Below are 25,850 nucleotides of genomic sequence, written 5' to 3'. Positions count from 1 at the left end.
ATGGCCAATACCATAGACTCGGGCGTGATCAATACGCTCAATAGTGGCGGCTCCGGCGTCGGGGGCTTGAGCGACAGCCAGTCCGGTGAACTGCGCGAGAATTTCATGACGCTGCTGGTGACGCAGTTGCAGAATCAGGACCCGCTCAACCCGATGGAAAACCATCAGACCACCTCCCAGCTTGCCCAGATCAACACCGTCAGCGGGATCGAGAAGCTCAACGACTCCCTCTCCGAGATCAATGGCCAGATCGACGCTGGCCAGTCCCTGCAGGCGTCCGGCCTGATCGGCAAGGGCGTGCTGGTGCCGGGTGACCGCGTCCTGCTGAGCCAGGGCGAAGAAGGCGAGGCGAACACCACGCCCTTCGGTGTCGAGCTGGAGAGCCCCGCCGACAACGTCACCGTCACCATTACCAACGGCGACGGCCAGGTCATCAATCGCTATGACGTCGGTGCGGTGGACAGCGGCGTGGATTCCTTCAGCTGGAACGGCAAGACCAGCGATGGCGAGACCGCGGCCGAGGGAGCCTACAACGTCTCGGTCGAGGCCAGCCGCGAGGGTGAGTCGGTACCGGTCGAGACGCTCAATTATGCCGTGGTCAACAGCGTCACGCCGTCCGGTGACAACGGCGACATCCAGCTCGACCTGGGGGCCGTCTACGGTCGGGTCGGCCTGTCCGATATCAAGCAGATCCTGTAACGACAGATTCTATAACGGCAAGCGAGCGACAAGGGGAACCATACATGGGCTTTTCACAAGCACTCAGCGGCCTCAACGCGGCCTCTTCCAGCCTTGACGTGCTGGGCAACAACATCGCCAACTCCCAGACCGTGGGCTTCAAGGGCAGCGATACCCTGTTCTCGGATGTCTATGCCAACTCTCGGGTCGGTCTCGGCACCAAGGTCTCTCGAGTACTTCAGGACTTCGGCGAGGGCAACCTGGAATCCACCGGCCGCGACCTTGACCTGGGCATCAGCGGCGAGGGATTCCTGCGCTTTCAGCAGAATGGCGAGGTGGTCTACTCGCGCAACGGTCAGCTTTCCATGACCGCGGATGGATACCTGCAGAATGCCCAGGGCGCGCGCCTGATGGGCTTCGGCGTCAATGACGCAGGCCAGGTGCAGACCGGCGGCCAGCCCGGGGTGCTGCAGGTGTCGGCCGAGGAAATGGCAGCCAATGCCACCACGGACGTCGCCACCACCCTCAACCTGGACTCCCGTGAAGCGGCCGGCGAGGAGCTCGACCAGGTCGACGTGACCACCGACGTGACGGACCCGGCCAACAACCAGCAGACCCTGGACTACCACTACGCCAACAACTTCACGGCCTACGATTCCCTCGGCAACCCGCGCAATGCCACCGTCTACTATGAGAAGACCGGTGCCAACAGCTGGACCGGACGGGTGACGATGGACGGCCATTACGACGACGCCAACGATTTCACCCTCACCTTCAACAATAGCGGGCAGCTCGCCACCATCGAGGGCAACGATGCCGGCGATCCGGCCAACATGCCGACCATTACCGTGCCAAGCGAAGAGTCGACCCCGCTGGGTGGTGAGCCCGAAGAGTTGGCCTTCAGCCTCGATATTGCCGGCTCCACCCAGTTCGGCAATACCTCCCGGGCCAGCGATCTGACCCAGGACGGCTACACCTCCGGTTCCCTGGTGGGGATCAGCATCGAGGATGACGGCACCATCGTGCGCAACTACACCAACGAGCAGTCGCGCCCGGCGGGCCAGATTTCCCTGGCCAGCTTCCGCAATCCCGAAGGCCTCGACCCGGTGGGCGACAACGCCTGGACCGCCACCGCGGCGTCCGGTCAGGAGCTGATCGGCGCACCGGGTACCGGCCAGCTGGGCGGCATCCAGTCCGGTGCCGTGGAGAGTTCCAACGTGGACATGGCCCAGGAACTGGTGGACATGATCGTCACCCAGCGCTCCTATCAGGCCAACTCCCAGACCATCAAGACCCAGGACGAAGTCCTCCAGACCGCCATCAACCTGCGCTGATCGCGCCGGAGTGACACATGGATCGCATGCTCTATACCGCCATGAGCGGGGCCCGGCAAAGCATGGAACAGCAGGGGGTGGTCAGCCACAACCTGTCGAATGTTTCCACCACCGGCTTTCGCGCCCAGCTGCACGCCATGCGCGCGGTACCGGTTCAGGGCGATGGCCAACTGGACACCCGGGTCTCGGTGGCGGCGTCCACCCCCGGCTCGGACTTCTCGCCGGGGCCGATGAACCGCACCGGACGCACCCTGGATGTCGCCATGCAGGATGATGCCTGGCTGGCCGTCCAGGCATCGGATGGCAGCGAGGCCTACACGCGGCGCGGCGACCTGCAGGTGGATGGTGACGGCTTGCTGCGCAGTGCCGGCCGCCCGGTGATCGGCGAGAACGGCGGCCCGATCCAGGTGCCTCTCGGCTCGGAACTTTCCATGGGCAGCGACGGCACGATCAGTGCCATCGCGCCCGGGCAGCAGGCCGATGCCCTGGCGGCGGTGGGGCGCATCAAGCTGGTCACGCCCGGTGACGATGGGCTGACGCGTGGCGTCGATGGTCTCTTCCGGACGCCGCCCGGGGCGGACGGGGCAGTGGCGGCACTGCCCGCCGACGAGGGCGCCCGTGTGGTCAGCGGTGCCCTGGAGGGCAGCAATGTCAGTGCCGTGGACGCCATGGTGTCGATGATCGACGTGGCGCGCCGCTACGAGTTGCAGACCAAGGCCATCGAAACCGCCGACGAGAACGCCCAACGCGCCAATAGTCTGCTCGCCCTGCAGGGCTGACGCGACAGGATCACGAGGAACCCGAGATGATCAACTCATTGTGGACGGCCAAGACCGGCCTGGAATCCCAGCAGGTCAAGCTGGATGTCATTTCCAACAACCTGGCCAACGTCAACACCAACGGCTTCAAGCGCTCGAGGGCGGTGTTCGAGGACCTGCTCTACCAGAACCTGCGCCAGCCGGGAGCCCAGAACGACGTGCAGAACCGCCTGCCTTCCGGCATGCAGGTCGGCACCGGGGTGCGCCCGGTAGCCACCGAGCGACTGCACACCCAGGGCGGGCTCGAGAACACCGAGAACTCCCGTGACCTGGCCATCAACGGCAAGGGCTTCTTTCAGGTTCGCATGCCGGATGGCACCACGGCCTATACCCGCGACGGCAGCTTTCAACTGGACGAAAACGGCCAGATGGTCACCGCCAACGGCTATCCGCTGGAGCCGGCGATCATCATTCCCCAGAACGCCCTGTCGGTCAGCATCGGCGAGGATGGCATCGTCTCGGTCACCGAACCGGGCAGCAGCGAGACCAACGAGGTCGGCCAGATCACCGTGTCCAGCTTCGTCAATCCCACCGGTCTCGAAAGCATCGGCGGCAATCTCTACCGCGAGACGACCGCCTCGGGGCCGCGCAACGAGGGCATTCCCGGCATGAATGGTGCGGGACGTCTCTCCCAGGGCTATGTCGAGACCTCCAACGTCAATGTGGTCGAGGAAATGGTCGGCATGATCCAGACCCAGCGTGCCTACGAGATCAACAGCAAGGCAGTGCAGACCAGCGACGAAATGCTGGCGCGTCTCACCCAGCTGTGACGGAGAACGACACCATGACCAGGCGGCACGATGGCCGGGAGGCGCGAACATGAAGGGGACGAAGGCGGGTGCCGGATGTCGGCTGCTGGGCGCGGCGCTGTTGGTGGCGTTGCTGCTGGGCGGTTGCGCCCAGATTCCCCGGGCCTCGGTGGTCGGCGAGCAGGAAAAGGTCGACATCCCCGAGAGTCGGCAGCCGATACCCAACGGCTCCATCTACCAGGCCCACCGTGGCAGTCAGCCGCTGTTCGAGGACCGTCGCCCACGCCAGGTCGGTGACGTGCTGACCATCGTTCTGGACGAGGAGGTCAGTGCCAGCAAGAACGCCCGTTCCAACGCTGACCGCAACGGCTCCTCCAGCCTGTCTCTGGAGGAGCTGCCCGATGCCCTCGACACCCTCGCCGAGTACGGCTTCGACATCGAAGGCGAGAACGATTTCGAGGGAGGCGGTGGTGCCGAGGCGACCAATTCCTTCACCGGCACCATCACGGTGACGGTCATCGAGGTGATGGCCAACGGCAACCTGCGGGTCCGAGGCGAGAAACAGATCGCCATCAATCAGGGCACCGAGTTCATTCGCTTCGGCGGTGTGGTCAATCCGCGCTCGATCACCGGTAACAATACCGTGCCATCCACCTCGGTGGCCGATGCCCGCATCGAATATGTCGGCGATGGCTATATCAACGAGGCGCAGCACATGGGCTGGTTGCAGCGCTTCTTCCTCAATATTTCGCCTTTCTAGTGGTGGCAGAATGAGCTTCGGTAGCATGCGCAAGACGTTCTTCGGTTGGCGCCGACTGGGAGTGCTGGTGCTGACCTGCCTGATCGCCCTGCCGGCCCAGGCGGAGCGCATTCGCGAGATCGCCAGTTTCGCCGGCGTGCGGGACAACGCCCTGGTGGGCTATGGGCTGGTGGTCGGCCTGGATGGCAGTGGTGATCGGACCATGCAGGCGCCCTTCACCGGCCAGAGCCTGACCAACATGCTCTCGCAGTTGGGTATCACCGTGCCCGCCGGCACCAACATGCAATTGCGCAACGTGGCGGCGGTGATGGTGACCGCCGATCTGCCGGCCTTCGCGCGGCAGGGGCAGCGCTTCGACGTGGTGGTCTCCTCGGTGGGCAACGCCGACAGCCTGCGTGGCGGCACCTTGTTGATGACGCCGCTCAAGGGGGCCGATGGCGATACCTATGCCATCGCCCAGGGCAATCTGCTGGTCGGTGGTGCCGGCGCCTCCGCCGGTGGCTCGAGCGTACAGATCAACCAGCAGGCCGGCGGCCGCATCGCCAATGGCGCCACGGTGGAAAAGGAAGTGCCGCTGGCATTGGGCCGCAACGGTGGCCGCCTGGAGCTGCAGCTCGACCAGAGCGATTTCGGCACGGCCCAGCGAGTGGTCGAGGCCATCAACCGATCATTCGGCTACTCGGTGGCGTCGGCGCAGAATGGCCGGATCATCTCCCTGGACGGTCCCGGTGACGCCAACGCTCGGGTCAACTTCATGGCGCGGGTCGAGAACCTCGAAGTCACCCCCACCGAGGCGCCGGCCAAGGTGGTGCTCAATTCGCGCACCGGGGCCGTCGTGCTCAATGGTGCCGTTACCCTGCATCAGGCCGCGGTGGCCCATGGCAACCTGTCCATCGTCATCGATAGTGACTATGGCGTCAGCCAGCCGAATCCCTTCACCGAGGGCGAGACCGTGGTGGTGCAGGATACCGAGGTCAGCATCGAGCAGCAGCCCGGCACCCTCAAGGTCGTGGAAGGGGCCAACCTGCTCGATGTGGTGGATGCCCTCAATTCCCTGGGCGCCACGCCCAATGACCTGATGTCGATCCTCGAGGCCCTGAAGTCGGCAGGGTCGTTGCGTGCCGAACTGGAGATCATCTGATGAGCCTGGGTGGTGGACAAGACATCGGCGAACACCTCGCCATGGACGTGCAGGGGCTGGAGCGGCTCAAGCATACCGCTCGTCGTGCCCCGGAAGAGGGCCTGGAAGGGGCGGCCAGGAAGTTCGAGGCGATGTTCGTGCAGATGATGATGAAGAGCATGCGCGATACCGTGCCGAGCTCGGGGCTGCTCGATGACCGGGACACCGACTTCTATACCTCCATGCTGGACAAGCAGCTCTCCCAGCATATCGCCGAGCGTGGCACCGGGCTGGCCGAGCAGCTCTTCGCCCAGCTGGGCGACCGGCTCGACAACGCTCGCTCGCGCCAGGGCGAGGACATCGAAGCACTGATTGCCGGCATTCCACGCGGCACACCGCGTCCCCTGGAGGATGCGCTGGTGCCGGAGGATGACCCCGAGGTCAGCATGCCCGAGACCTTCCTCGATGAAGTCAAGGCCGTTTCCGCCGGGGACAGGGCGCCCGCCGTCGCCGATGACCGCCCCGCCCATGTGCGTGATTTCGTCGGCCGCCTGGCGGCACCGGCACAGGCGGCCAGCGAGGCTTCCGGCGTGCCGGCCGAACTCATCCTCGCCCAGGCCGCCCTGGAGACCGGCTGGGGTCGCCATGAGATCGCCACGCATGACGGCGGCAATAGCCATAACCTCTTCGGCATCAAGGCGGGAGAGGGCTGGCAGGGCGATACCACCGAGATCGCCACCCATGAAGTCATCGACGGCGAACGCCGGGCGGTGCGTGATCGCTTCCGCGTCTACGACTCCTTCGAGGCGGCCTTCACCGACTATGCCCGGTTGATCGGCGACAACCCGCGCTATGCCGGGGTCACCGAGGCCGCCTCGGCTGACCAGGCCGCCCACGCCTTGCAGCGTGGCGGCTATGCCACCGACCCGGCCTATGCCGACAAGCTGGTCGCGGTGATGGATACGTTGGGGCCCCTGGGGGGCTCGCGACTGGCACAACGCTGATCGCCCAACGTTCACGCCGAACCTGATTGCCACGACGAGCCGGCTTTTTACGCCGAGACAGGCCTCAAGCCGGACGCCCATCGGCCGATAAGGGTGTCATCGGCACAAGGAATCTCCGACATGAGCATCTTCTCCACCGGACTCAGTGGGCTCAACGCCGCGCAGAACGCCCTGAGCACCACCAGCAACAACATCAGCAACGTCTTCACGCCGGGCTACAACCGCGAGGAAGTGATCCTCGGCGAGAGGTCCACCGGGGGCGGGGTACAGGTCAACGACATCCAGCGCCAGTTCGACCGCTATGTCGCCGACCAGCTCAACGCGGCGACCTCCGAGTCCAGTGCCCTGGATACTTATCGCAACCAGGTGGAGCAGATCGACAGCCTGCTGGCCGATCGCGAGGCGGGGCTGGCCCCCCTGATGCAGGGATTCTTCTCCTCGCTGGAGGATCTTGCCAGTTCCCCCGCCGACCCTGCCGCCCGTCAGGGCGTGCTGGGCAGCGCGGATACCCTGAGTGCCCAGTTCCGTTCCTTCGACGGTTATCTGCGTGACATGCAGGAAGGGGTCAACGGCCAGATCCGTGACGAGGTCACCCAGATCAATAACACTACCGAGCAACTGGCCGGGATCAATCGCGAAATTTCCCTGGCCCGAGCGCGCGATGGCGAGGCCGCCAATGGTCTGCTCAACCAGCGCGATCAGCTGGTCAACGAGCTCAACGAGCGGCTGGGCGTGCGCCTCGATATCCAGGACGGCAAGGCCTATAACGTCAGCCTGCCCAACGGCCAGCCCCTGGTGGCCGGGAGCGAGTCGTTCGAGCTGCAGGCCATCGACTCACCCGATGACCCGCAGCGTACCGTGCTCGGGTACCGCAATTCGGGCGGCGATGTCGTGCCCATGGAAGAGGACGCCGTGACCGGCGGCAGCCTGGGGGGCCTGATGAGCTTTCGCTCCGAGACCCTGGACAAGACCCAGAACCAGATCGGCCAGATGGCGGTGTCGCTGGCGACGGCCTTCAACGAGCAGCATGCCGAGGGCGTCGACCTGGATGGCGAGGCCGGCGGCGACTTCTTCGAGATCGGGCAGCCGCGCACCTATGCCGCCGCCGACAATCCGGGCGGGGCCGAAATCACCGGTGCGAGTTTCGATACCGAGAACATCGACCGCCTGCGTGCCAGCGATTACACCGTCAAGGTCACCGACAGCGAGAGCAATCCGCCCGCCTTCGAGGTCAGGCGGCGTGACACCGGCCAGGTGCTGGGCGCCGACGAGGTGACCTTCAACGACCCCAATAATGACGGCCGCGATGCCACCCTGAGTTTCGGTGGGGTGACCCTGACCTTCGATGACGCCGGCAAGCTGGCCGAGCATGACAGCTTCGAGGTCCAGCCGGTGCGTAATGCAGCGGGTGGCCTGGAGACGGCGATCGGTGATCTGGATCGGATCGCCGCGGCGAGCGCCTCGGGGGGTTCCGGCAACAACGAGAACGCCCTGGCCATGCAGGACCTGCAGGACGCCAGCGTGGTCGGCGGTTCGGCCTCGCTCAGTGGGGCCTATGGTGCCATGGTCAGCGATGTCGGCAATCGCACCAATGTCGTCCAGGTTAATCTGGAGGCCCGGCAGGGGCTCACCGAACAGCTGGAGGCCACCCGGCAGTCCGAGTCCGGCGTCAACCTGGACGAGGAGGCCGCCGACCTGATCCGCTACCAGCAGTACTACCAGGCCAACGCCAAGGTCATCGAAACCGGCAAGACGATGATCGATACCATTCTCGGCCTGCGCGCCTGATTTCGGGAGTCATCTCACATGCGTATCAGCACCGTCACCATGTTCGAGCAGAGCGTCTCCTCCCTGAACCAGCAGCAGAGCGGCTTTCTCGATGTCAGTCAGCAGATCGCCAGCGGTCGTCGGGTGGTCAATCCCTCCGATGACCCCCAGGCGGCCTCGCGGGCGGTGGGGGTCGACCAGTCCATGGCCATCACCCAGCAGTACACCGACTCGCGAGTCAGCGCGCGCAATGCGCTTTCCCAGGGCGAGAGCGTGCTCAACAGCGTCAGCGATGCCGTGACCAGCGCCAAGACGCTGCTGGTCCAGGCCTCCAGCGACACCCTGAGCGATGCCGATCGCGAATCCGTGGCCAGTGAACTGCGCGGGGTCTATGAAACCCTGGTCGGTCAGGCCAACGCCACCGACGGCAACGGACGTTATCTGTTCGGCGGTCATGAGGACGGCAGCAAGCCCTTCGTCGAGAACGGCGACGGCCATATCGAATACGTCGGCAGTACCGAGGTGCGGCAACAGCGCATCGACGCCTCGCGCCTGATGGAAGTGAGCGACAGTGGCCAGGACATCTTCCAGAGCGTGCCGAGCGGCGCCGGCTACGTGGCCGAGGCCGACGCCGACAATGCCGGTGACCTGACCTTCAGCGGGCCGGAAATCCTCGATGCCGAGGCCGACGACTACGGCAAGCGTTTCGAGATCAGCTTTGCCGAGGACGGCGACGCCATGACCTATTCGGTCAGCGCCGACGGCGAGCCCGTGACGGGCATGCAGGATGTCGCCTACTCGTCAGGCGAGCCCCTGAAGTTCGGCGGACTGAGCATGGAGCTGCAGGGCGAACCCGAGGACGGTGACAGCCTCTCGGTCGGCCCCGCCGACACCATGAACACCGATCTCTTCAAGACCCTCGAGAACGCGATCGGCGTACTGGAAAATCCCGCCGAGACCTCTCAGGAACAGGCGGCGCGCCGCAACACCCTGAATACCTCGATGCGCGAGCTCGACAACAGCCTCGACAACGTTCTGACCGTGCGTGCCTCCATGGGCGCGCGACTCAACGAGCTCGATGTGGTCGACTCGGTGAGCGACAACCGCATGCTCAACTACGAGCAGACCCTCTCGGACCTGGTCGACCTGGACTACGCCGAGGCGATATCCGAGTACAGCATGCGCCAGGTCGGCATGCAGGCCTCCCAGAAGACGTTCGCGGATCTGAAGGGGATGTCGTTGTTCCAGTATCTCTAAGCCAGTATCCCTAAGGGGGAGTTTCCCTGTCGGCCATGGTGGAACGTTTTGACTCCATGGCCCCTTGTCCCGCCCAGGCCTCCCGGCCTGGGTTTTTTTATGCCGGCTCAGCCGGCCGGCGGGAGGGACGCCAGGATATCGAGCAGCCCCCGCAAGGCATCGATGCCCTGGCCGAAGAGTCGCTCGAGGAAACGGTCGAGGTCGGTCATCAGCACCATCAACAGGATGATGCCCACCGTCAGGGAGGTGGGAAAGCCGATATTGAACACCGTGAGCTGCGGTGCCGCACGATTGAGAATGCCCAGCGAGAGGTTGATGATCAGTAGCGAGGCCACCAGCGGCAGGGCCAGCAGCATGCCCGAGGTGAAGATGGTGCCGCCGTAGCGGGCCAGCATCATGAAGGCGTCGGGGTCGAAGCGCCCCATGCCGATGGGCAGGGTGCGAAAGCTGTTGGCCAGGACCTCGAGCACCACCAGATGCACGTCGAAGGCCAGGAACATCAGCAACGTGATCATGTAGAGCAGTCGCGAGAGCACCATCATGTTGGTGCCGCTGGAAGGGTCGAAGAAGGTGGCGAAGGCCAGCCCCATCTGCAGGCCGATGAACTCGCCGGTGGCCTGCACCACCGCCAGGGTCACGCGCATGACCAGGCCCATGGCCGCGCCGATCAACAGCTGCTCCGCCAGGATGCCAAGCCCCTCCCAGGAGACGATCGGCACGTCCGGCATCGGCGGCAGAATGGGCGCGATCACCACCGTCAGCGCGCCGGCCAGCGCAATCTTGACCTGGCGCGGTACGCCGGAGTGCCCCCACAACGGCGAGCTGAGCATCAGGCCCGTGATCCTGGCGAAGGGCCACAGGAAGGCGACCAGCCAGCCGTGCAGTTGGGCGAAGGTGACCTCGACCATGCCGGGCGTCCGCTGTCAGGAAATGAGCGTCGGGATGTTGCTGAACAGCTCCCGGGTGAAGTTGGTGATCAGCTTGAGCAGCCAGGGACCGGCCAGCACCAGCACGGCGAAGACCGCCAGGATCTTGGGGATGAACGACAGCGTCATTTCGTTGATCTGGGTGGCCGCCTGGAACAGGCTCACCAGCAGGCCGGTGAGCAGTGCCGTCAGCAGCAAGGGGCCGGCCAGCAGGAGGGTGACGCGCATGCCCTGGTAGGCAATGGTCATAACCGTCTCGGGTGTCATGCGTGCCTCCTCGGGTCGGGCGTCAGAGATAGAAGCTTTCCGCCAGCGAGCCGATCAGCAACTGCCAGCCATCGACCAGCACGAACAGCATCAGCTTGAACGGCAACGAGATGGTGATCGGCGGCACCATCATCATGCCCAGCGACATCAAGGTGCTGGCCACCACCAGGTCGATGATCAGGAAGGGAATGAAGATGGTGAAGCCGATCTGGAAGGCCGTCTTCAGCTCGCTGGTCACGAAGGACGGCACCAGGACTCGCAAGGGCACGTCCGCCGGGCCCTGCATTTCGCCGATGTCGGCCAGGCGAGCGAACAGCGCCAGGTCCGGTTCCCGGGTCTGGGCCATCATGAATTCCCGCAGCGGGCCCTGGGCCTGATTCAGGAACTCGGGGAAGTTGATGTCGCCGTTGGACAGCGGCACCCAGGCCTGGGCATGCACCTCGCCGAAGACTGGCGCCATGATGAAGAACGTCAGGAACAGCGCCAGCCCCAGCAGGATCTGATTGGGCGGCGTGGCCTGGGTGCCCATGGCGGTGCGCAGCAAGCTCAGCACGATGATGATGCGAGTGAAGCTGGTCATCATCAGCAAGGCCGCCGGCAGGAAGGCCATGGAGCTCAGCAGCAACAGGGTCTGCAGCGACAGCGACCACTTCTGGCCACCGTCTTCCATGGGTTCGCTGATGATGCCGGGAATCTGCTGGGCCAGTGCCGGGGAGGGCAGGGCCAATAGACACAGCGCCAGCAAGGACAGCGTCAACAGAAGCAGCAGGGAGAAGCGCCAGGAGCGATGCGGCATGCCGGTCATGACGTCCCCCGCGGCCCGTCATCGCGTCCCGTGGCTTGCTGGCGCAAGGCCCGGGCGAAGCGCCTGGCAAAGCCGCCGTCGTCGGTATCCGTGGCGGCCGGTGGAGCCTCATCCTGCGGCGCCGGCAGCTCATGCAGCTTGTTGACCTGGCCGCCGCCGACACCGAGCACCAGCCAGGTGGACTCGACCTCGACGATCACCACCCGCTCGCGGTTGCCCACATTGGTGCCGCCGATGAGCGTCGGGCGCGGCCCTCGACCCGTGCCGGCGCCACCGAGGCGGCGCAGCAGGTGGTTGCAGATCAGGATGATGGCGATGACGAGCGCCAGGGCGGCGACCGTCTTGCCCAGGGTCGCCATGCCGATCAGGGCATCGCCTCCCTGGGCGATGCCGTCGGCGACGGCGCCATCGAGCTCGGCGTTCTGGCTCATCGGTTCAGCTTCTGGACCCGTTCGGACGGCGTGATGATCTCGGTGATGCGGATGCCGTACTTGTCTTCGACGACCACCACCTCGCCCTGGGCGATCAGGTAGCCATTGATCAGGATATCCATGGGCTCGCCGGCCAGCCCCTCGAGCTCGATCACCGAGCCCTGGGCCAGCTCGAGCAACTGCTTGATGGTCAGGCGAGTGCGGCCCAGCTCCACGGTCAGCTTGACCGGGATGTCCATGATCATTTCGAGGTCGCGGGGCAAGGAGGCGTTGTCGCCCTGCTCCAGTGGCTGGAAGACACTGTCGCCGGCGGCGCGCGCGGTCTCCGACGAGGTGTCGGACGCCTCGGTATCGGCACCCTCGGCGGCTTCCTGCTCGGCCAGGGCCTCGGCCCAGGGATCCGCCTGCTCCGCGGCATCCTCGGACGCGCTGTCGCCCTCCTGTTCCGACATGGCGTCGGCCCAGTCGTCGTCGCCGACGTTCTTATCGGGCTTGTTGGGGTCAGTCATGATGGGGGTCCTCGGGTTTCGGCTCGGACGCCTTGACGAAGGAATCGGACGGCGCGTGGTCGGCGGCGTGGTCGAACAGGCGCAATACGCGCAGTGCCCGCTGGCCGTGCTGGCTGCCGTACTCGCACTCCATGACCGGCACGCCATCCACCTTGGCGGTCACCGTTTCGGGCAACTCCAGAGGCAGGATGTCGCCCACCTCGAGCTTCGTGACATCGGAGATTCGCGAGGGGAGGTCGGCGAAGTCGGCGACCAGTTCGACCGCCGAATGGCGAATCTCGCCGGCCATGCGCCGTGTCCAGGTGCCGTCCTGATCCTGGTGGCCATCGCTCAAGGGGTTGGTGAGCAGGTCGCGCAACGGCTCGATCATCGAGTAGGGCATGCACACCTGGAAGCTGCTGGCCAGGTTGCCCACCTCGAGGTTGAAGCTGGTGTTGACCACGATCTCGTTGGGCGAATTGGTGATGTTGGCGAACTTCGCCTGCATCTCGGAGCGCAGGAAACTGATCTCGAGCGGGTAGACCGACCGCCAGGATTCGCTGTACGCCTCGATGGCCAGGCGCAGCATGCGCTGGATGATGCGCTGTTCGGTGTTGGTGAACTCCCGCCCCTCCGACTTGGCCAGGAAGCGGCCGTCACCACCGAACAGGTTGTCCACCACCATGAACACCAGGTTGGGCGGAAAGACGATGAGCGCCGAGCCCTTCAGCGGCTTCATGGCGATCATGTTGATGTTGGTGGGCACCGGGACATTGCGCGAGAACTCGCTGTAACTCTGATAGCGCACCGAGTCCACGGTGATATCGGCGCTGCGCCGGATCAGGTTGAACAGGCCCATGCGGAAATGACGAGCGAAGCGCTCGTTGATGATATCCAGCGTATGCAGGCGTTCACGGATGATGCGGTGCTGAGAGGCCGGGTCGAAGGGGCGCACCTTGGGGGCGTTGCCGCTGCCGCCACTGGGCTCATCCTCTCCGCTGACGCCCTTGAGCAGGGCATCGATTTCATCCTGGGACAGCAGATCGTCCTGAGACATGGGGTGACTCCGCGACCTCGCCGCTATTGCACGATGAATTCGGTAAAGAGCACATCCTCGATGGCGAGGTCGGGCTGTGTCTCCGACATCGGGACCTCGAGCGCGGCGATGATCTGGTCGGCCAGGCGCTTCTTGCCATTCGCCGACGTCAGATCCTCTGCCTGTTTGCCCGAGAGCAGGGTCAGCAGCCGGCTGCGCACCTGCGGCATGTGGGTCTCGAGCAGTTCGCGACTCCGGGCGTCGGCCACCTTCAGTGAGATGCCGGCATAGAGCAGCCTGGCACCATAGTTATCCTCGGCCAGGTTGACGGTGAAGGGGTCGATCTCGACGAAGATCGGTGCCTGGTACTCGATGGCCGCGGGCTCTTCCGCACGGGCCTGTTCCATGCCCCCTTGCTGGGTAAACAGCATGAACAGTGCCGTGGCGGCGGCCGACAGGCTCAGGACGACCAATACCACCAGCAACCACAGCAGCTTCCGTGAGCCGCCTACGGATGTCGCCATTACCGCTCCTGTTTGTCGATGAGGGCCAATGTGTGGGGAATTATGCCGACTCGAGGCCGGCCATGATGAAACGAACAGGCCCAGTGAATGGGCCTATCTTGGGTTTTTGCGCGAGCTCCGGCTCGAGAACGGCACATGATCGGCGCCCTCTCAGGCGTAGAGGTCGACTCGCCCATCCAGGGGCATCGCCAGGGGCGCTTGCCGGTCGGTGGCGAGTTCGCCGCCGGACGTCTCGTCATCGGCTCCGGGCAGGCCAGGACCGCTGCCGGCAAGGCCGCTGCCCGTGTCGTCGGCGTTACCCTGCTGGTGCTCGCCCACCGAGGTCTCGCCGAGGGTGATGCCCTGCTCCGCCAGGGCCTCGCGCAATTGCGGTATGGCCTGCTCCAGAGCTTGCCGGACCGGTGCGTGGGCGGAGAGGAACTGGGCATGAGCCCCCTGGTCGCCAATTTTCAGGGAGACCGAGAGCGGGCCCAGCTCGGCTGGGTGCAGGCGCATTTCGATACGCTGCTCGCCACTCCCCTGGCTGAAGCGCAGTAACTGTCGCCCCAGTTGCTGGGTCCAGTCCTGACTGCCCACCGGAGCGGTCAGGCTGGCCTGGACGGGCGTCGTGGCGGCGCCGGTCAGGGGGGGCGTGCCCTGGCCGGGAGCGCCGGTACCGGCATGCTGGGCCGGCATCGAGGCTGAGGTGGTCGTGTCGAGCAGTGGCGAGGCCGCGCCGGCATCGCCCCGCGTCGGCACGAAGGCCGTGGCATCCGCCGGGTCGCGTTGCGCCACCGCGAGGGCGGAGGACACCGCCTGGGCGATCGGGCTCGGCCGTTGTTCCGGGGCCTGGGCCTGCATCCGGGCCGAGGGCAGCTCGCCGGAGGTCGTGGCCGGGCGGGGCGCTTCGGCACCGGCGCGTGTCTCGCGCATCATGGCCGCATCGAATGGGGTCCCGGCCTGTCGGGCGACGGTGGCTTGCCGCATGGCGTCCCGCGATATGGCCTGCTGCGACATGTCGACCCGTGGCATGCCGTCCTGCGCGAGCCCTTCCCGAGGCGCGGCGGCATTCACGGCGGCGGCTCGGGCCGTGGCATCTCCATGGAGGCGAGCCATCGTCTCCCGCTGGCCCGAGGTCGTTGCGGTCATCACTGCCTGGGTGCCCCGGGTCGCTTGCTCGGCGCCTTGTGCGACCGCCTGAGGGCCTTGTGCCGTGGCCTGGGTGCCGGCCTGTTCGATCAACTGCAGGCGCTCCATGGCGGCCGCCAGCTCGGGCGAGGACGCGGAGTCCTCGGGGGTGGCCGTGTCGATTCGTTGCGTCCAGTCATTCGCGTGCCGCACCAGCGTCGCGGTCTCGGCCGTGGCGGCACCGGTTGCTGCGGCATCCGCAGCACCGTCACGCCTGCTGCCCGAGGGCGAGAGTGACGCCATGGCTTCGGCGAAGGCGCCTCGTTCGGAGGCGTCGGCCTTGGCGACGGCGCCAGTGGCGTCGGTCGAGGCATTCTTGCCGAGCGCGCCCATGAGTCGCGGTAGGGTATCCATCAATGTCTCCTTGATGTTCGGCTCAGCCCCCGAACAGAGGCGCCCGTTGCCGTGTGCTGTTCACCAGGTCGTCGCTGGCGCGCTGTTCGCGTCGTTGCTCGGTGCGCCGGCGCGAGGCGTCACGGCGCTCGGCCAGGGTGTCGTAGGAGCGCAGCCGACGCTGCTCGCTCTGCCAGTGTTGCTGGCTCCGGTCGACGCGGCGTTGCTGTTCGCCCAGGGCCTGGCGAGCGCGTTCCAGGGCGTCGTCAAGCGAGGCCAGGAAGCGCTGGTAGTTGTGCATGGAGGCCGGGTCGATCCCCTCGCGCAGGGCCGTCTGCAGCCGCGCGGCGTACTCGGCGCGGTAGCGTTGCAGGGCTTCCAGTTGTTCGGCGACCTGCTGGGCGTCGCGGCGGTCGCCGGCCAGGCGCTGTCCGGCCTGGTCGCGGGCTTGGCGGGCCATTTCGGTCAGGGTGTCCAGTGGTGTGCGGCTCATGTCGTGCCTCCCGATACGCCGGCCAGGGCGAGGCGCGAGGCCTCGAGGTCGGCGCATTCGTCGATGTCCTGTTGCAGGAAGGCCTCCAGGTCCGGGTAGCGGCGCACGGCGTCGTCGAGCCGTTCGTCGTTGCCCGGATGGTAGGCACCGACGCTGATCAGGTCGCGGTTGCGCTGATAGCGTGAGAAGAGGCCCTTGAAACGCTGGGCCTGGCGTCGTTGGTTGTCGTCGATGACGGCGTTCATCGCCCGGCTGATGGACGCTTCGATATCGATGGCCGGATAGTGGCCGGCCTCGGCCAGCACGCGGGACAGCACCACGTGGCCGTCGAGGATGGCGCGTGCCGAGTCGGCGATGGGGTCCTGCTGGTCGTCGCCCTCGGTCAGAACGGTATAGAAAGCGGTGATCGAGCCGCCGCCGCGCTCGGCGTTGCCGGCGCGCTCCACCAGGTTCGGCAGCTTGGCGAAGACCGAGGGCGGATAGCCCTTGGTGGCCGGCGGCTCGCCGATGGCCAGGGCGATCTCGCGCTGCGCCATGGCGTAGCGCGTCAGCGAGTCCATGATCAGCAGGACGTCGCGCCCCTGGTCGCGGAAGCCCTCGGCGAGCCGAGTGGCGTAGGAGGCACCCTGGAGGCGTTGCAGCGGTGAGGTGTCGGCGGGGGCCGCGACCACCACGGCACGCTCTCGGCCATGGGCGCCGAGGATATTGTCGATGAAGTCCTGGACCTCGCGGCCGCGCTCGCCGATCAGGCCGACCACGATGACGTCGGCGCGGGTATAGCGGGCCATCATGCCCAGCAGTACCGACTTGCCGACGCCGGAGCCGGCGAACAGGCCCATGCGCTGGCCGCGGCCCACGCTGAGCAGGGCATTGATGGCGCGGATGCCGACGTCGATCTGGGTGTCGATCGGGGCCCGCGCCAGGGGGTTGAAGGGGGGCTGCGCCAGGGGCGCGCGTGGCGAGTCGTCCAGCGGGCCGAGGTCGTCCAGCGGCTCGCCGTTGCCATCCACCACCCGGCCCAGCAGGGCCTCGCCGATCGGGAAACGTCGCGCGGCGTCGCCGGTGCTTTCGCCCAGAGGGTGGACCCGGGCTCCGGGCATCAGGCCGGACAGGCCGGCCAGCGGCATCAGGAACAGCCGGTCGCCGGAGAAACCGACCACCTCGGCCTCGGCATAGCGGGTCGCCGGTTGCCCGGGCATGTCGGGCAGTTCGATGCGACAGGCATTGCCGAGGGCGACCCGCAGGCCGACGACCTCGATCACCATGCCGGTGGCGCGCACCACGCGGCCACTGGCCCGGTGGGTCGGCAGGGCCTCGACGCGGCCGCGCATGCTGCGCAGCGCGCGCTGCCAGTGGTCACGGTGAGGGTCGAGGGGGCCTGTCGCGTCCATCATTCACTCCGTGGTGGCACCGGTGGCTGCCGGCCGCTTGCGCTGCTGGTCGCGTACCGCCTGCCAGCGGGATTCCCAGGTGGCGTCCAGTTCTCCGCTCTCGCTGGTCACCCGGCAGCCGCCGCGACTGAGCTGGTCATCCGGCTGCAGGCGCCAGCCGGCGGCCGCGAGCTCATCGCCCAGGGTCTTCTCGACCAGGCGCAGGTCGAGGGGATGCAGCCAGAGCCGCTGCTGGCCGACCAGCGGCGGCTCGGTGTGCAGCAGGGCGCGCACCAGTTCGAGCACCTGCCGCGGTCGTGCCTTGAGGGCCTCGCCGGCCAGCTGGCGTCCCGTGGCCAGGGCGAGCTCGACCAGGTCATCGGCGATGGCGTCGTCCAGCGAGGTCAGCGCCTCATTGAACTGGCTCGTCAGTTCCCGCAGGGGCGCGATCTCTTCCTCGAGGCGGCGCTCGAAGGCCGCATCGGCTTCTCGCTGCGCGTCCTCGCGTCCCTGGGCGAGGCCCTCGGCATGTCCTGCCTCTCGGCCCTGACGCAGCCCTTCCTCGTAGGCGTCGCGACGGACCTGTTCGCGGAGCGCGTCGAGGGCTTCCTGCTGGCGCTGGGCCTCCTGGCGGCGCGTCTGCGCGGCGTGGGCCTCGGCTTCGGTGGCGACGTTCTCCCGATCGGCGCGCAGCTCGCCCATGCGCCAGCGTCGCCAGGTCGAGATCGCGGCGGCGTCCCGAGCGTTTCGCGCGTCGTCAGACATAGGCTTCGTCTCCACCGCTCAGCACCACTTCGCCGGCGTCGGCCAGGCGGCGAACCACCTGCAGGATGGCCTTCTGTTCGGCCTCCACCTGGGAGACCCGGATCGGCCCGCGGGCGTCCATGTCCTCGCGCAGCAGGTCGGCGGCACGCTGCGACATGTTGCGCAGGAACTTCTCCAGGAGCGCCTCCGGGGCCCCCTTGAGCGCGACCACCAGGGAATTGGAGTCGATCTCCTTGAGCACCAGCTGGATGCTGCGGTCGTCCAGGTCGAGCATGTTCTCGAACAGGAACATCTCGTCGATGATCTTCTGCGCGAGATCCTCGTTGTGGGAGCGCACGGTATCGATGGCGGCTTCCTCCTGATGGGTGTTCATCAGGTTGAGGATCTCCGCCGCGGTGCGGGCGCCGCCCATCTTGCTGCGTTTCAGGTTCTGGCCGTCGAGCATGTTGGTCAGCACCTCGGTGAGTTCCTGCAGGGCGGCCGGCTGGACGCCGCTGAAGGTGGCGATGCGCAGCACCACATCGTTGCGCAGCTTGTCATCGAACATCTCGAGCACGTCGGCGGCCTGATGGCGGTCGAGATGGATCAGGATGGTGGCGATGATCTGCGGGTGCTCGTCGCGGATCAGCTCGGCCACCATGGAGGCTTCCATCAGGTTGAGGGCATCGATGCCGGTGCTGGTGCTGGAGGTTTCCATGACGTCTTCGATGAGGCTCGAGGCGCGTTCGCTGCCCAGCGCCTTGGTCAACACCGAGCGAATGTGGTCGCTGGAGTTGAGGTTCAGGGCAATGAACTCCTCGGTCTCGTCGTGGAAGTACTGCAGCACCTGGCGCATCTCCTCGTGAGAGATCTGTTCCAGGGTCGCCATCTCCAGGCTGATCTGTTGCACCTCCTTGGCCGTCATGTGCTTGAACACTTCGGCCGCGCTGTCCTCGTCCAGGGCCAGCAGGAGGATGGCGCTGCGGCGTGTGCCGCTCATCTTATTGCTCATGCTTGTTCATCCAGCCGCGAACGATCATGGCCACCATGCGGGGATCTTCCTGGGCCATCTCCCGCAGGTCGTTGAGGTTCTGCTCATAGGCCGAGGCCTTGCGCCGGCGTCGAGGCGACTCGTAGCTCGCCGCTTCTTCTTCCTCGCCGTCCGTCGCCTCCTCGTCCGAGGCCTCATCGCCGACCCGGGCGTCGACGCTGGGCGGCGGCGGCGCGGCGGCGGGCAGAGGCCGTTCGGTGTAGCGCCGGATCAGCGGACGCAGGATCAGCAGATAGAGCAGCAGCAGGGCGAGGCCCACCAGCAGGTAGCGGCCCAGGCCGAAGGCCAGGCGCTGCAGTTCGGGCCGTTGCCACCAGGCCAGCTCGGCCTCCGGCGACGCCTGGTCGGCGAAGGGACGGTTGACCACCGTTACCTGGTCGCCACGCGCCTCCGAGAAGCCCAGTGCCTGTCGTACCAGTCGCTCCACCTGGGCCAGCTCGTCCTCGTCGAGGGGGGTGGCCGTCGGCTCGCCGTCGGGCTGGTCGGCAGGGGTCTGTCGGTAGTCGATCACCACCGCCGCCGACAGGCGCTCGACCTGGCCGCGCTGGTGCTCCACGTGGGAGACCTGGCGATCGACCTCGTAGTTGATCACGTCGTCACGGTTCAGGCGGCGCCGGGACTGGGTGGCCGGGTCGGTCGCCTCGTCGTCGGCACCCTGCTCCTCGCCTTCCGTTCCGTCTTCACCGTCTTCACCGTCTTCCGCCGGTGTCGCGATGGGCGATTCGGCGTAACCGGGCGGGGTATTGCTCAGCGCCCCCGGAACGCCACTGGCCAGGTCATCGCCGTTGAGGTTGATACTGGTCTGGCGGCTGCGCACCGCGGCCTCGTTGGGCGGCTGATTGGGCGTGTAGCGTTCGGCGGTTTCCTCGCGCCGGGAGAAGTCGAGCTGGGCGGTGACCTGGGCGCGGACATTGTCGCGGCCGAGGATCGGCGTGAGGATGGCCTCGATGCGTTGCCGATAGGTGCGCTCCACCTCGGCGACGTAATCCAGCTGGGTGCCGTCGAGCCCTGTGGAGCCGCCGTCCGGGCTCGACAGCAGGCGCCCGTCCTGATCGACCACCGTGACCGCTTCGGTGGGCAGGTCGGGCACGCTGCTCGAGACCATGTGGGCAATGGCGTTGACCTGTCCCTCGCCGAGGGCACGGCCGGGCTCCAGGGTCAGCACCACCGAGGCCTTGGCCGGCTCGCGGCGGCGCACGAACACCGAGTCCTTGGCCAGCGCCAGGTGTACCCGGGCGCCGGCGACCGGCCCCAGCGACTCCATGGAACGCGCCAGCTCGCCCTCGAGGCCGCGCTGGTAGTTGACCTGCTCGGCGAACTGGCTGATGCCGAAGGCCTGGTTTTCCATCAACTCCAGACCCACGTTGCCGCCCTTCGGCAGGCCCTGCTCGGCAAGCTGCAGGCGCAGCTTGTGGACCTGCTCGCCGGGCACCATCAGGGCCTGGCCGCCCTGGCTGAAGCGATAGGGAATCCCGCGGCTGTCCAGCTCGCCGATGATGCTGCCGCCGTCGGCCTCGCTGAGGTTGCTGTACAGCACGCGGTACTGCGGCGCGCTGGCCCACAGCAGCAGGGCGGCAATCACCGCGATCGCAGCGGCGCCCGCGATCAGCAGGGGGACGAGGGGACTGCCGCGCAACTGACGTTTCAGTCGCGCGAACGATGAGGAGGACTGATTATCCTGGCGGCCGGTGGCGGAAGCGCCACTACTCATGCGGGCCTCCCCGCTCGTTCGGCGCCAGCGTCCAGGGTGTCAAAAGAAGAAGGCATCGACTGCGTTCCGTCCATCACGGTTCGCCGCCCGGGTCGGGGGCGGAGCTTTGATGGGGCTATTATCCGTGGCGCACGTCGACCCAAAGGTGTGAAAAGCCCGGTTTTTGCGCGTTATTTGGTGGCATGATGCGCCGCCGCGCCCTGCTAGGCTTTGCCCGAACCATCGGAGAGTGCTGTCCTGACGCCGATGACATGGCCCCCCAACCCCGGAGTCGAAATGAGTTCACCCACCCTCGAGTCGGCCCTGACCCAGATGCAGAGCCTCGCCAGCCAGGCCGCCGGCCAGTCGTCCAAGGGGCAGCATCTTTCCACGACGGTGGGAGAGGGAGGCTTCGTCGACGAGCTGCAGACCTCCATCGAGCGCATCAACACCCTCAAGCAGGAAGCCGCGGAAAAGACGCGCGACTTCCAGGCCGGCAAGCCAGGTGTGGAGCTCGATGACGTCATGGTCGACGTGCAGAAGGCCAGCGTGGCCTTCGAGATGGGCAAGCAGGTGCGCAGCCGACTGATCTCGGCCTATAAGGATGTCATGAACATGCGAGTCTAGGCCCGCTGCTGGATCAAGCCTCCTCGCAACTCCTCGATGCGCTCGGCGACGCGCAGTACCTCCTCGGCGGGGATCTGACGGATCACCTCGCCGCTCTCCCGGTCGACCAGCCGTGTCACCACGCGGGAAGTTCCCTCGTCGAGCTCGAACTCCACGCCATAGGGGCGAAGCACCTCATTGACGCGCTGCAACGGCGCCACCAGCTCGCCGCGTTTGACGGTCTCGCGGCCTTCGCCCTCGCCGAGCACGCTGCCCGCCGGGGGTAGGGCATCCAGGGCCGCTTCGACCTGTCGTCGTGTCGAGCTCGTGTCGACGCCGGCCCGTCCCTGCGCCGAGGTCGCATCGGTCAGTGGCGATGTCATCGTCAGCCTCCCTCTTTTTCTTGTGGATCATTCCTTGGCTTGCCGCTTGGAGATAGCGACTCTGAACGTTATCGGCCAGGGGCTTCGATCCTTTAGGGTCATGGAGCGATCTGGCGTTAAAACAGGAAATTCAGTAGCTTGAGTCGGTCGTGCCATCGGAATGTCATGAAACGCTGATAGAAGCGTCGTCGAGGCCGCGCTGCGTGGCCCGTCATCGCCAACCGTCAGTCATGGAATCTTCCGATGCGCTTCATCGAGCGAATGTCCATCCGCGTCAGCGGTCTCCTGGTGCTGATCGCCTTCACGGTGATCCTGGTGACCCTCGGCGCCCTCGGCCTCTACGCCAACCAGCACGGTCGCACGGCCTTCGATACGCTGCGCGAGCAGAATGTCGAGCAATCCCGGGCCCTCCATCAGGCCTATATCGCTACCTTGCGGACCCAGGTGGCCATGGACCGAGCCGCTCATCTGCTGCGTACGCCGTCCTTCGATCGCCCCGGGCCGGTGCTCGAGCGTGCCGAGCAGCGCATGCAGGAGGCCGAGGCGGCCTTCGAGCGCTTCCTGGCCGTGCCGGCCGCCGACCAGGCGATCGTGGACACCCTGGCGTCACGCTTCCAGTCGCTGCTGGGGACCGGCCTGTCGTTGCAGTTGATGCTGTTGCAGGAGGGCGATGTCGGCGCCTATGACTCGGGCCAGTCGCGGGTCAGTGACATGAGCCAGGCCTTCATGCAGGAGGCGGATGGCTTCTTCGCCAATGCCGAGACGCAGGGCGATGCCCAGGCAGCGCGATTCGTCGAGCTGTCGGGCTGGCTCAATCTGGCCCTGGGGGGTGCCCTGGTCGCGGCGCTGCTCATCGTCGCGGTGGTGGTCTGGGGCGTGCGGCGCAATGTGCTGCGCCCGTTGGGGGACGTCATCGCCCATTTTCGGCGTATCGCCGAGGGCGACCTGACCGGTGAGGTGGCGGCACGCGGCGACAACGAGATCGACCGACTCTTCCGCGAGCTCGACGGCATGCGGCGGGCGCTGGCCGGCACGGTGCGGCAGGTGCGGCAAAGCGCCGACCGGGTGTTCGACGGCGCCTCGCACATGAGCGAGAGCAATCAGGAACTCGCGGCGCGTACTCGGCAGCAGGGCGGCTCCCTGGAACGGACCGCCGCGAACCTCGATGAGATGACCGTCTCGGTGGCCGACAATACCGAGCATGTGCGCGAAGCGAGCCAACTGGCGGAGCGGGCGAGCGACAAGGCCTGCCGTGGCGGTGAAGTGGTGAAGGCCTTCGTCGATACCATGGGCGAGGTGCACGAACGCTCGGGGCGTATCGGCGAGATCGTCGGGCTGATCGACGACATCGCCTTCCAGACCAACCTGCTGGCGCTCAACGCTTCCGTGGAGGCGGCGCGGGCCGGCGAGCATGGTCGCGGGTTTGCGGTGGTGGCCGGCGAGGTGCGCAACCTGGCATCGCGCAGCGGCCGCGCGGCCCGTGACATTCGCGAGCTGATCGAAGCCTCCGCGGCCAGCGTGGAGCAGGGCAAGTCGCTGTCCCGTCAGGCCGGCGACGACATGCGCGACATCGTCGCCGCCATTCAGGGGGTCGGCGAGCGCATCGAGCAGGTCGCCCAGGCCTCGGAGGAACAACATCGAGGGCTGGTGGCGCTCAATCGGGACATGAACCAGATGGAAACCGTGACCCAGCGCAACCATGGCCTGGTGGAGCGTGCCAACGAGACCGCCGAGGCGCTGGAAGTCCAGGCCGGCCACATGCGCGACTTCACCGGGCGCTTCATGCTGGCGGCGGCCGACATTGCCCCGAGCGCGCTGGAGGAAGACAGCCTGACGCCGGCCGCCGAGACATCATCGGACGTGGCCCGAAAGGAAGAAGCGGAAGGCGCGGCGCTGCAACCCGCGTAGGCAGGGGACGGGATGATGCTATCGAAGTACCCGGGCATCGGGTCACCCAGGGTCGATGCCAGCGCCCCGCGTGCTGGCTGAACTCAAGTCGCAGGCCAAGCATCAACCGGGCAACAGCCTGTTCATCGACCGGCGCCAGTGGCCCGTCAGCACGATGAGCACCGTGGTCCACAGGAGGGGGCTCAAGTTGGCGCGGTTCTCGCCGATAACCGTCACTCATCCCAACCTCCCCATCCACGAGAGTGTTCATGCTGACCTCATTGCGACTGCGTATTCTCATCGCCACCCTGACGGTGATTGCCGTGGCGTTGATCATCAACGGCGCGGCCAGTTACTTCACCGTCGAATCCCACAACGAACGCCAGATCGACCAGAATCTCCGGGCCGTGGCGCACGGCAATGGTCAGGCCATCGAGGAATGGGTCGACGCCCGCATCGGCATGCTCGAGGCCCTGGATGCCGTGGCGACCAGCGAAACCCCCATGCCTGCCCTCGAGCAGCTGCTGGTGTCCGGGGACTTCATGAATACCTATATCGCCGATCCGGCGAATGGTGATGTCGTCTTCTCGGCCAGCGAGACCCCGGAGGGTTACGACCCGCGCGAACGTCCCTGGTATCGCCAGGCCGTGGAGGCCGAATCCACCGTGGTCACCGCGCCCTACGAGGACGCCACCTCCGACAAGCTGGTGGTGACCTTCGCCACCCCCTTCTATCGCGACGGCAAGCTGGTCGCCGTGGCCGGCGGCGACGTGGCCATCGACGCCATCGTCGATATCGTCGACCAGATCGCTCCCACCCCCTCCAGCCTGGCGTTCCTGGCGTCCGCCGACGGCACCCTGGTGGCCCATCCCGATCCCGAGATGAGCCTCGAGCCGGTCGGCGAGCTCTCCCCGGCCCTGACGGCCGCGTCACTGGGCGAACTGCCCGGCGCCGAGGCACCGCGTCACGTCATGCTGGGCGAGTCGGACAAGCTGCTGCGTGGCCAGCCCATCGACGGTACCGACTGGCAACTGGTGGTGGCTCTGGACGAGTTCGAGGCTACCGCCGGCCTGCGAGGCGTGATGAGCGCTTCCGGGATCACCCTGGTGCTGGTCGCCCTGGGTGCGGCCCTCCTGCTGGGTGCCTTGCTGCGGGTCGTCTTCCGCCGCCTGCTGGCGGTGCGCGATGCCATGGACAACGTGGCCAGCGGCAGCGGCGACCTGACCCGGCGACTGCCGGCGGACGGCAAGGACGAAGTGGCGCAGATCGCCACCTCCTTCAACCAGTTCGTGTCGCGCATGGAAGAGGTGATGACCACCATTCGCGACAGCAGCGAATCGGTGCGGGTCGCCGCCACCGAGATCGCCACCGGTGGGCAGGACCTGTCGCGCCGCACCGAGAACGCCGCCTCCAGTCTGCAGCAGACCTCGGCCTCCATGGAGGAAATCACCAGCACCGTGGAGCACACCGCCGAATCTTCGCGTCAGGCCAACGGCCTGGCCGAATCCTCCTCCGATGTCGCCCGGCGCGGCGGCGAGGCGGTCGACCAAGTGGTCGAGACCATGGAGGGCATTACCGCCTCCTCGCGGCAGATCAGCGAGATCGTCAGCGTGATGGACAGCATCGCCTTCCAGACCAACCTGCTGGCGCTCAACGCCTCGGTGGAAGCGGCCCGGGCCGGCGAGCAGGGCCGCGGCTTCGCGGTAGTGGCCGGTGAGGTCCGCCAGCTGGCAAGCCGCAGCGCCGAGGCCGCCAAGCAGATCAAGGGCCTGATCGACACCTCCGTGGAACGCACCGAGGAAGGCGCCGACCAGGTACGCCAGGCCGGCCAGACCATGGCCGAGATCGTCGAGAGCGTCACCCGGGTGACCGACGTGCTGGGCGAGATCACCGCCGCCACCGGCGAGCAGAGCGAAGGCATCAGCCAGGTCAACGTGGCGGTCTCCGAGCTCGACCGCATGACCCAGCAGAACGCCGCCCTGGTGGAGGAATCGACCACCGCCGCCGAGCAGCTCAAGGACCAGGCCGACCGCCTGACCGCCGCCGTGGGTGGCTTCACCCTGAGCCAGCGTCGCGCCGACGACGCCCCGGCCCGCCCGGCACCGGCACGGCGCCGCGTCGAGGAAGATGCCGAAGAAGCGTTCGCCTGAGGTGTCGTGTCC

General features: G+C 66.6%; 26 protein-coding genes. 12 read left to right on the top strand and 14 right to left on the bottom strand.

Annotated elements, in window-relative coordinates; translation table 11 throughout:
* The 9 genes from flgD (at position 1) to flgL (ending at position 9,487) form a co-directional block, all read left to right on the top strand.
* Positions 1–699, top strand: coding sequence for a flagellar hook assembly protein FlgD (gene flgD / locus RSO41_RS01090; protein ID WP_315616938.1), 699 nt, complete (start codon positions 1–3; stop codon positions 697–699).
* A gap of 44 nt (positions 700–743) precedes the next feature.
* A complete protein-coding gene (gene flgE, locus RSO41_RS01085) occupies positions 744–2,012 on the top strand; it encodes a flagellar hook protein FlgE (protein WP_315616936.1) in 1,269 nt (422 codons plus the stop codon).
* Positions 2,013–2,029: 17 nt separating this feature from the next.
* Positions 2,030–2,791, top strand: coding sequence for a flagellar basal body rod protein FlgF (locus RSO41_RS01080; RefSeq protein WP_315616934.1), 762 nt, complete (start codon positions 2,030–2,032; stop codon positions 2,789–2,791).
* 26 nt (positions 2,792–2,817) lie between these two features.
* The gene (gene flgG / locus RSO41_RS01075) at positions 2,818–3,600 is read left to right on the top strand and encodes a flagellar basal-body rod protein FlgG (protein WP_315616933.1); all 783 of its coding nucleotides are present in this window, start codon (positions 2,818–2,820) and stop codon (positions 3,598–3,600) included.
* 49 nt (positions 3,601–3,649) lie between these two features.
* A complete protein-coding gene (locus tag RSO41_RS01070) occupies positions 3,650–4,339 on the top strand; it encodes a flagellar basal body L-ring protein FlgH (protein WP_315616931.1) in 690 nt (229 codons plus the stop codon).
* A gap of 10 nt (positions 4,340–4,349) precedes the next feature.
* Positions 4,350–5,480, top strand: a complete 1,131-nt coding sequence (locus RSO41_RS01065) for a flagellar basal body P-ring protein FlgI (protein ID WP_315616928.1) — start codon at positions 4,350–4,352, stop codon at positions 5,478–5,480.
* Positions 5,480–6,463, top strand: a complete 984-nt coding sequence (gene flgJ, locus RSO41_RS01060) for a flagellar assembly peptidoglycan hydrolase FlgJ (protein WP_315616926.1) — start codon at positions 5,480–5,482, stop codon at positions 6,461–6,463. The genes RSO41_RS01065 and flgJ overlap by 1 nt, the downstream gene beginning before the upstream one ends.
* A gap of 120 nt (positions 6,464–6,583) precedes the next feature.
* Positions 6,584–8,251 carry a flagellar hook-associated protein FlgK gene (gene flgK / locus RSO41_RS01055; protein ID WP_315616924.1) on the top strand — a complete coding sequence of 556 codons (1,668 nt, stop codon included), beginning with the start codon at positions 6,584–6,586 and terminating at the stop codon, positions 8,249–8,251.
* An 18-nt stretch (positions 8,252–8,269) separates the two neighbouring features.
* On the top strand, positions 8,270–9,487 hold the full coding sequence (flgL, locus tag RSO41_RS01050) for a flagellar hook-associated protein FlgL (protein ID WP_315616922.1): 1,218 nt from the start codon (positions 8,270–8,272) through the stop codon (positions 9,485–9,487).
* Positions 9,488–9,594: 107 nt separating this feature from the next.
* Here flgL and fliR read toward each other — a convergent pair whose 3' ends face one another.
* From fliR to fliF, 13 genes are all read right to left on the bottom strand, one after another.
* The gene (gene fliR / locus RSO41_RS01045) at positions 9,595–10,395 is read right to left on the bottom strand and encodes a flagellar biosynthetic protein FliR (protein ID WP_315616920.1); all 801 of its coding nucleotides are present in this window, start codon (positions 10,393–10,395) and stop codon (positions 9,595–9,597) included.
* A 15-nt stretch (positions 10,396–10,410) separates the two neighbouring features.
* Positions 10,411–10,680: a flagellar biosynthesis protein FliQ gene (fliQ, locus tag RSO41_RS01040; protein ID WP_141319985.1), complete on the bottom strand. Its 270-nt coding sequence runs from the start codon at positions 10,678–10,680 to the stop codon at positions 10,411–10,413.
* A 22-nt stretch (positions 10,681–10,702) separates the two neighbouring features.
* Positions 10,703–11,485, bottom strand: a complete 783-nt coding sequence (gene fliP / locus RSO41_RS01035) for a flagellar type III secretion system pore protein FliP (protein ID WP_315616915.1) — start codon at positions 11,483–11,485, stop codon at positions 10,703–10,705.
* Positions 11,482–11,916: a flagellar biosynthetic protein FliO gene (fliO, locus tag RSO41_RS01030; RefSeq protein WP_315616913.1), complete on the bottom strand. Its 435-nt coding sequence runs from the start codon at positions 11,914–11,916 to the stop codon at positions 11,482–11,484. Before fliO ends, fliP begins: the two co-directional genes overlap by 4 nt.
* The gene (fliN, locus tag RSO41_RS01025) at positions 11,913–12,425 is read right to left on the bottom strand and encodes a flagellar motor switch protein FliN (protein ID WP_315616911.1); all 513 of its coding nucleotides are present in this window, start codon (positions 12,423–12,425) and stop codon (positions 11,913–11,915) included. Before fliN ends, fliO begins: the two co-directional genes overlap by 4 nt.
* The gene (gene fliM / locus RSO41_RS01020) at positions 12,418–13,461 is read right to left on the bottom strand and encodes a flagellar motor switch protein FliM (RefSeq protein ID WP_315616909.1); all 1,044 of its coding nucleotides are present in this window, start codon (positions 13,459–13,461) and stop codon (positions 12,418–12,420) included. Before fliM ends, fliN begins: the two co-directional genes overlap by 8 nt.
* A gap of 23 nt (positions 13,462–13,484) precedes the next feature.
* Positions 13,485–13,964 (bottom strand): flagellar basal body-associated protein FliL, encoded by a 480-nt coding sequence (gene fliL / locus RSO41_RS01015; protein WP_315616907.1) that lies wholly within the window; start codon positions 13,962–13,964, stop codon positions 13,485–13,487.
* A gap of 150 nt (positions 13,965–14,114) precedes the next feature.
* The gene (locus RSO41_RS01010) at positions 14,115–15,485 is read right to left on the bottom strand and encodes a flagellar hook-length control protein FliK (RefSeq protein WP_315616905.1); all 1,371 of its coding nucleotides are present in this window, start codon (positions 15,483–15,485) and stop codon (positions 14,115–14,117) included.
* A gap of 22 nt (positions 15,486–15,507) precedes the next feature.
* The gene (gene fliJ, locus RSO41_RS01005) at positions 15,508–15,957 is read right to left on the bottom strand and encodes a flagellar export protein FliJ (protein ID WP_315616903.1); all 450 of its coding nucleotides are present in this window, start codon (positions 15,955–15,957) and stop codon (positions 15,508–15,510) included.
* Complete coding sequence (gene fliI / locus RSO41_RS01000) at positions 15,954–17,351, bottom strand: flagellar protein export ATPase FliI (protein WP_315616901.1); 1,398 nt, start codon at positions 17,349–17,351, stop codon at positions 15,954–15,956. Before fliI ends, fliJ begins: the two co-directional genes overlap by 4 nt.
* Entirely contained in the window at positions 17,352–18,092 is a 741-nt protein-coding gene (locus RSO41_RS00995) for a flagellar assembly protein FliH (protein ID WP_315616899.1), read from the bottom strand.
* The gene (gene fliG / locus RSO41_RS00990; RefSeq protein WP_315616897.1) at positions 18,085–19,083 is read right to left on the bottom strand and encodes a flagellar motor switch protein FliG; all 999 of its coding nucleotides are present in this window, start codon (positions 19,081–19,083) and stop codon (positions 18,085–18,087) included. Before fliG ends, RSO41_RS00995 begins: the two co-directional genes overlap by 8 nt.
* Entirely contained in the window at positions 19,073–20,833 is a 1,761-nt protein-coding gene (gene fliF, locus RSO41_RS00985; RefSeq protein WP_315616895.1) for a flagellar basal-body MS-ring/collar protein FliF, read from the bottom strand. Before fliF ends, fliG begins: the two co-directional genes overlap by 11 nt.
* A 276-nt stretch (positions 20,834–21,109) precedes the next feature.
* Here fliF and fliE point away from each other — a divergent pair, with 276 nt between their 5' ends.
* Entirely contained in the window at positions 21,110–21,439 is a 330-nt protein-coding gene (gene fliE, locus RSO41_RS00980) for a flagellar hook-basal body complex protein FliE (protein ID WP_315616893.1), read from the top strand.
* Here fliE and RSO41_RS00975 read toward each other — a convergent pair.
* Positions 21,436–21,801 carry a flagellar protein FlaG gene (locus RSO41_RS00975; protein WP_315616891.1) on the bottom strand — a complete coding sequence of 122 codons (366 nt, stop codon included), beginning with the start codon at positions 21,799–21,801 and terminating at the stop codon, positions 21,436–21,438. The two genes, fliE and RSO41_RS00975, sit on opposite strands and share 4 nt — an antisense overlap.
* Positions 21,802–22,044: 243 nt before the next feature.
* On the opposite strand from RSO41_RS00975, the gene RSO41_RS00970 reads away from it, so the two are divergent.
* Positions 22,045–23,709, top strand: a complete 1,665-nt coding sequence (locus RSO41_RS00970; protein ID WP_315616889.1) for a methyl-accepting chemotaxis protein — start codon at positions 22,045–22,047, stop codon at positions 23,707–23,709.
* 248 nt (positions 23,710–23,957) lie between these two features.
* Positions 23,958–25,838: a methyl-accepting chemotaxis protein gene (locus tag RSO41_RS00965; RefSeq protein WP_315616887.1), complete on the top strand. Its 1,881-nt coding sequence runs from the start codon at positions 23,958–23,960 to the stop codon at positions 25,836–25,838.
* Positions 25,839–25,850 lie beyond the last annotated feature (12 nt).

The sequence above is a fragment of the Halomonas sp. I1 genome (assembly GCF_032334135.1).
Classification (GTDB): domain Bacteria; phylum Pseudomonadota; class Gammaproteobacteria; order Pseudomonadales; family Halomonadaceae; genus Halomonas.
This window is presented reverse-complemented; position numbering and strand designations above follow the sequence as displayed.

Coding starts and splice junctions, on each gene's coding strand:
- fliE (WP_315616893.1), top strand. CDS start 21,110: ATGAGTTCACCCACCCTCGAGTCGGCCCTGACCCAGATGCAGAGCCTC.
- RSO41_RS00965 (WP_315616887.1), top strand. CDS start 23,958: ATGCTGACCTCATTGCGACTGCGTATTCTCATCGCCACCCTGACGGTG.
- fliR (WP_315616920.1), bottom strand. CDS start 10,395: ATGGTCGAGGTCACCTTCGCCCAACTGCACGGCTGGCTGGTCGCCTTC.
- flgL (WP_315616922.1), top strand. CDS start 8,270: ATGCGTATCAGCACCGTCACCATGTTCGAGCAGAGCGTCTCCTCCCTG.
- fliQ (WP_141319985.1), bottom strand. CDS start 10,680: ATGACACCCGAGACGGTTATGACCATTGCCTACCAGGGCATGCGCGTC.
- RSO41_RS01070 (WP_315616931.1), top strand. CDS start 3,650: ATGAAGGGGACGAAGGCGGGTGCCGGATGTCGGCTGCTGGGCGCGGCG.
- fliN (WP_315616911.1), bottom strand. CDS start 12,425: ATGACTGACCCCAACAAGCCCGATAAGAACGTCGGCGACGACGACTGG.
- RSO41_RS01080 (WP_315616934.1), top strand. CDS start 2,030: ATGGATCGCATGCTCTATACCGCCATGAGCGGGGCCCGGCAAAGCATG.
- fliF (WP_315616895.1), bottom strand. CDS start 20,833: ATGAGTAGTGGCGCTTCCGCCACCGGCCGCCAGGATAATCAGTCCTCC.
- flgE (WP_315616936.1), top strand. CDS start 744: ATGGGCTTTTCACAAGCACTCAGCGGCCTCAACGCGGCCTCTTCCAGC.
- fliJ (WP_315616903.1), bottom strand. CDS start 15,957: ATGAGCCGCACACCACTGGACACCCTGACCGAAATGGCCCGCCAAGCC.
- RSO41_RS00995 (WP_315616899.1), bottom strand. CDS start 18,092: ATGTCTGACGACGCGCGAAACGCTCGGGACGCCGCCGCGATCTCGACC.
- RSO41_RS01065 (WP_315616928.1), top strand. CDS start 4,350: ATGAGCTTCGGTAGCATGCGCAAGACGTTCTTCGGTTGGCGCCGACTG.
- flgK (WP_315616924.1), top strand. CDS start 6,584: ATGAGCATCTTCTCCACCGGACTCAGTGGGCTCAACGCCGCGCAGAAC.
- flgG (WP_315616933.1), top strand. CDS start 2,818: ATGATCAACTCATTGTGGACGGCCAAGACCGGCCTGGAATCCCAGCAG.
- fliL (WP_315616907.1), bottom strand. CDS start 13,964: ATGGCGACATCCGTAGGCGGCTCACGGAAGCTGCTGTGGTTGCTGGTG.
- flgJ (WP_315616926.1), top strand. CDS start 5,480: ATGAGCCTGGGTGGTGGACAAGACATCGGCGAACACCTCGCCATGGAC.
- fliG (WP_315616897.1), bottom strand. CDS start 19,083: ATGAGCAATAAGATGAGCGGCACACGCCGCAGCGCCATCCTCCTGCTG.
- fliI (WP_315616901.1), bottom strand. CDS start 17,351: ATGATGGACGCGACAGGCCCCCTCGACCCTCACCGTGACCACTGGCAG.
- fliP (WP_315616915.1), bottom strand. CDS start 11,485: ATGACCGGCATGCCGCATCGCTCCTGGCGCTTCTCCCTGCTGCTTCTG.
- fliM (WP_315616909.1), bottom strand. CDS start 13,461: ATGTCTCAGGACGATCTGCTGTCCCAGGATGAAATCGATGCCCTGCTC.
- fliO (WP_315616913.1), bottom strand. CDS start 11,916: ATGAGCCAGAACGCCGAGCTCGATGGCGCCGTCGCCGACGGCATCGCC.
- RSO41_RS00970 (WP_315616889.1), top strand. CDS start 22,045: ATGCGCTTCATCGAGCGAATGTCCATCCGCGTCAGCGGTCTCCTGGTG.
- flgD (WP_315616938.1), top strand. CDS start 1: ATGGCCAATACCATAGACTCGGGCGTGATCAATACGCTCAATAGTGGC.
- RSO41_RS01010 (WP_315616905.1), bottom strand. CDS start 15,485: ATGGATACCCTACCGCGACTCATGGGCGCGCTCGGCAAGAATGCCTCG.
- RSO41_RS00975 (WP_315616891.1), bottom strand. CDS start 21,801: ATGACATCGCCACTGACCGATGCGACCTCGGCGCAGGGACGGGCCGGC.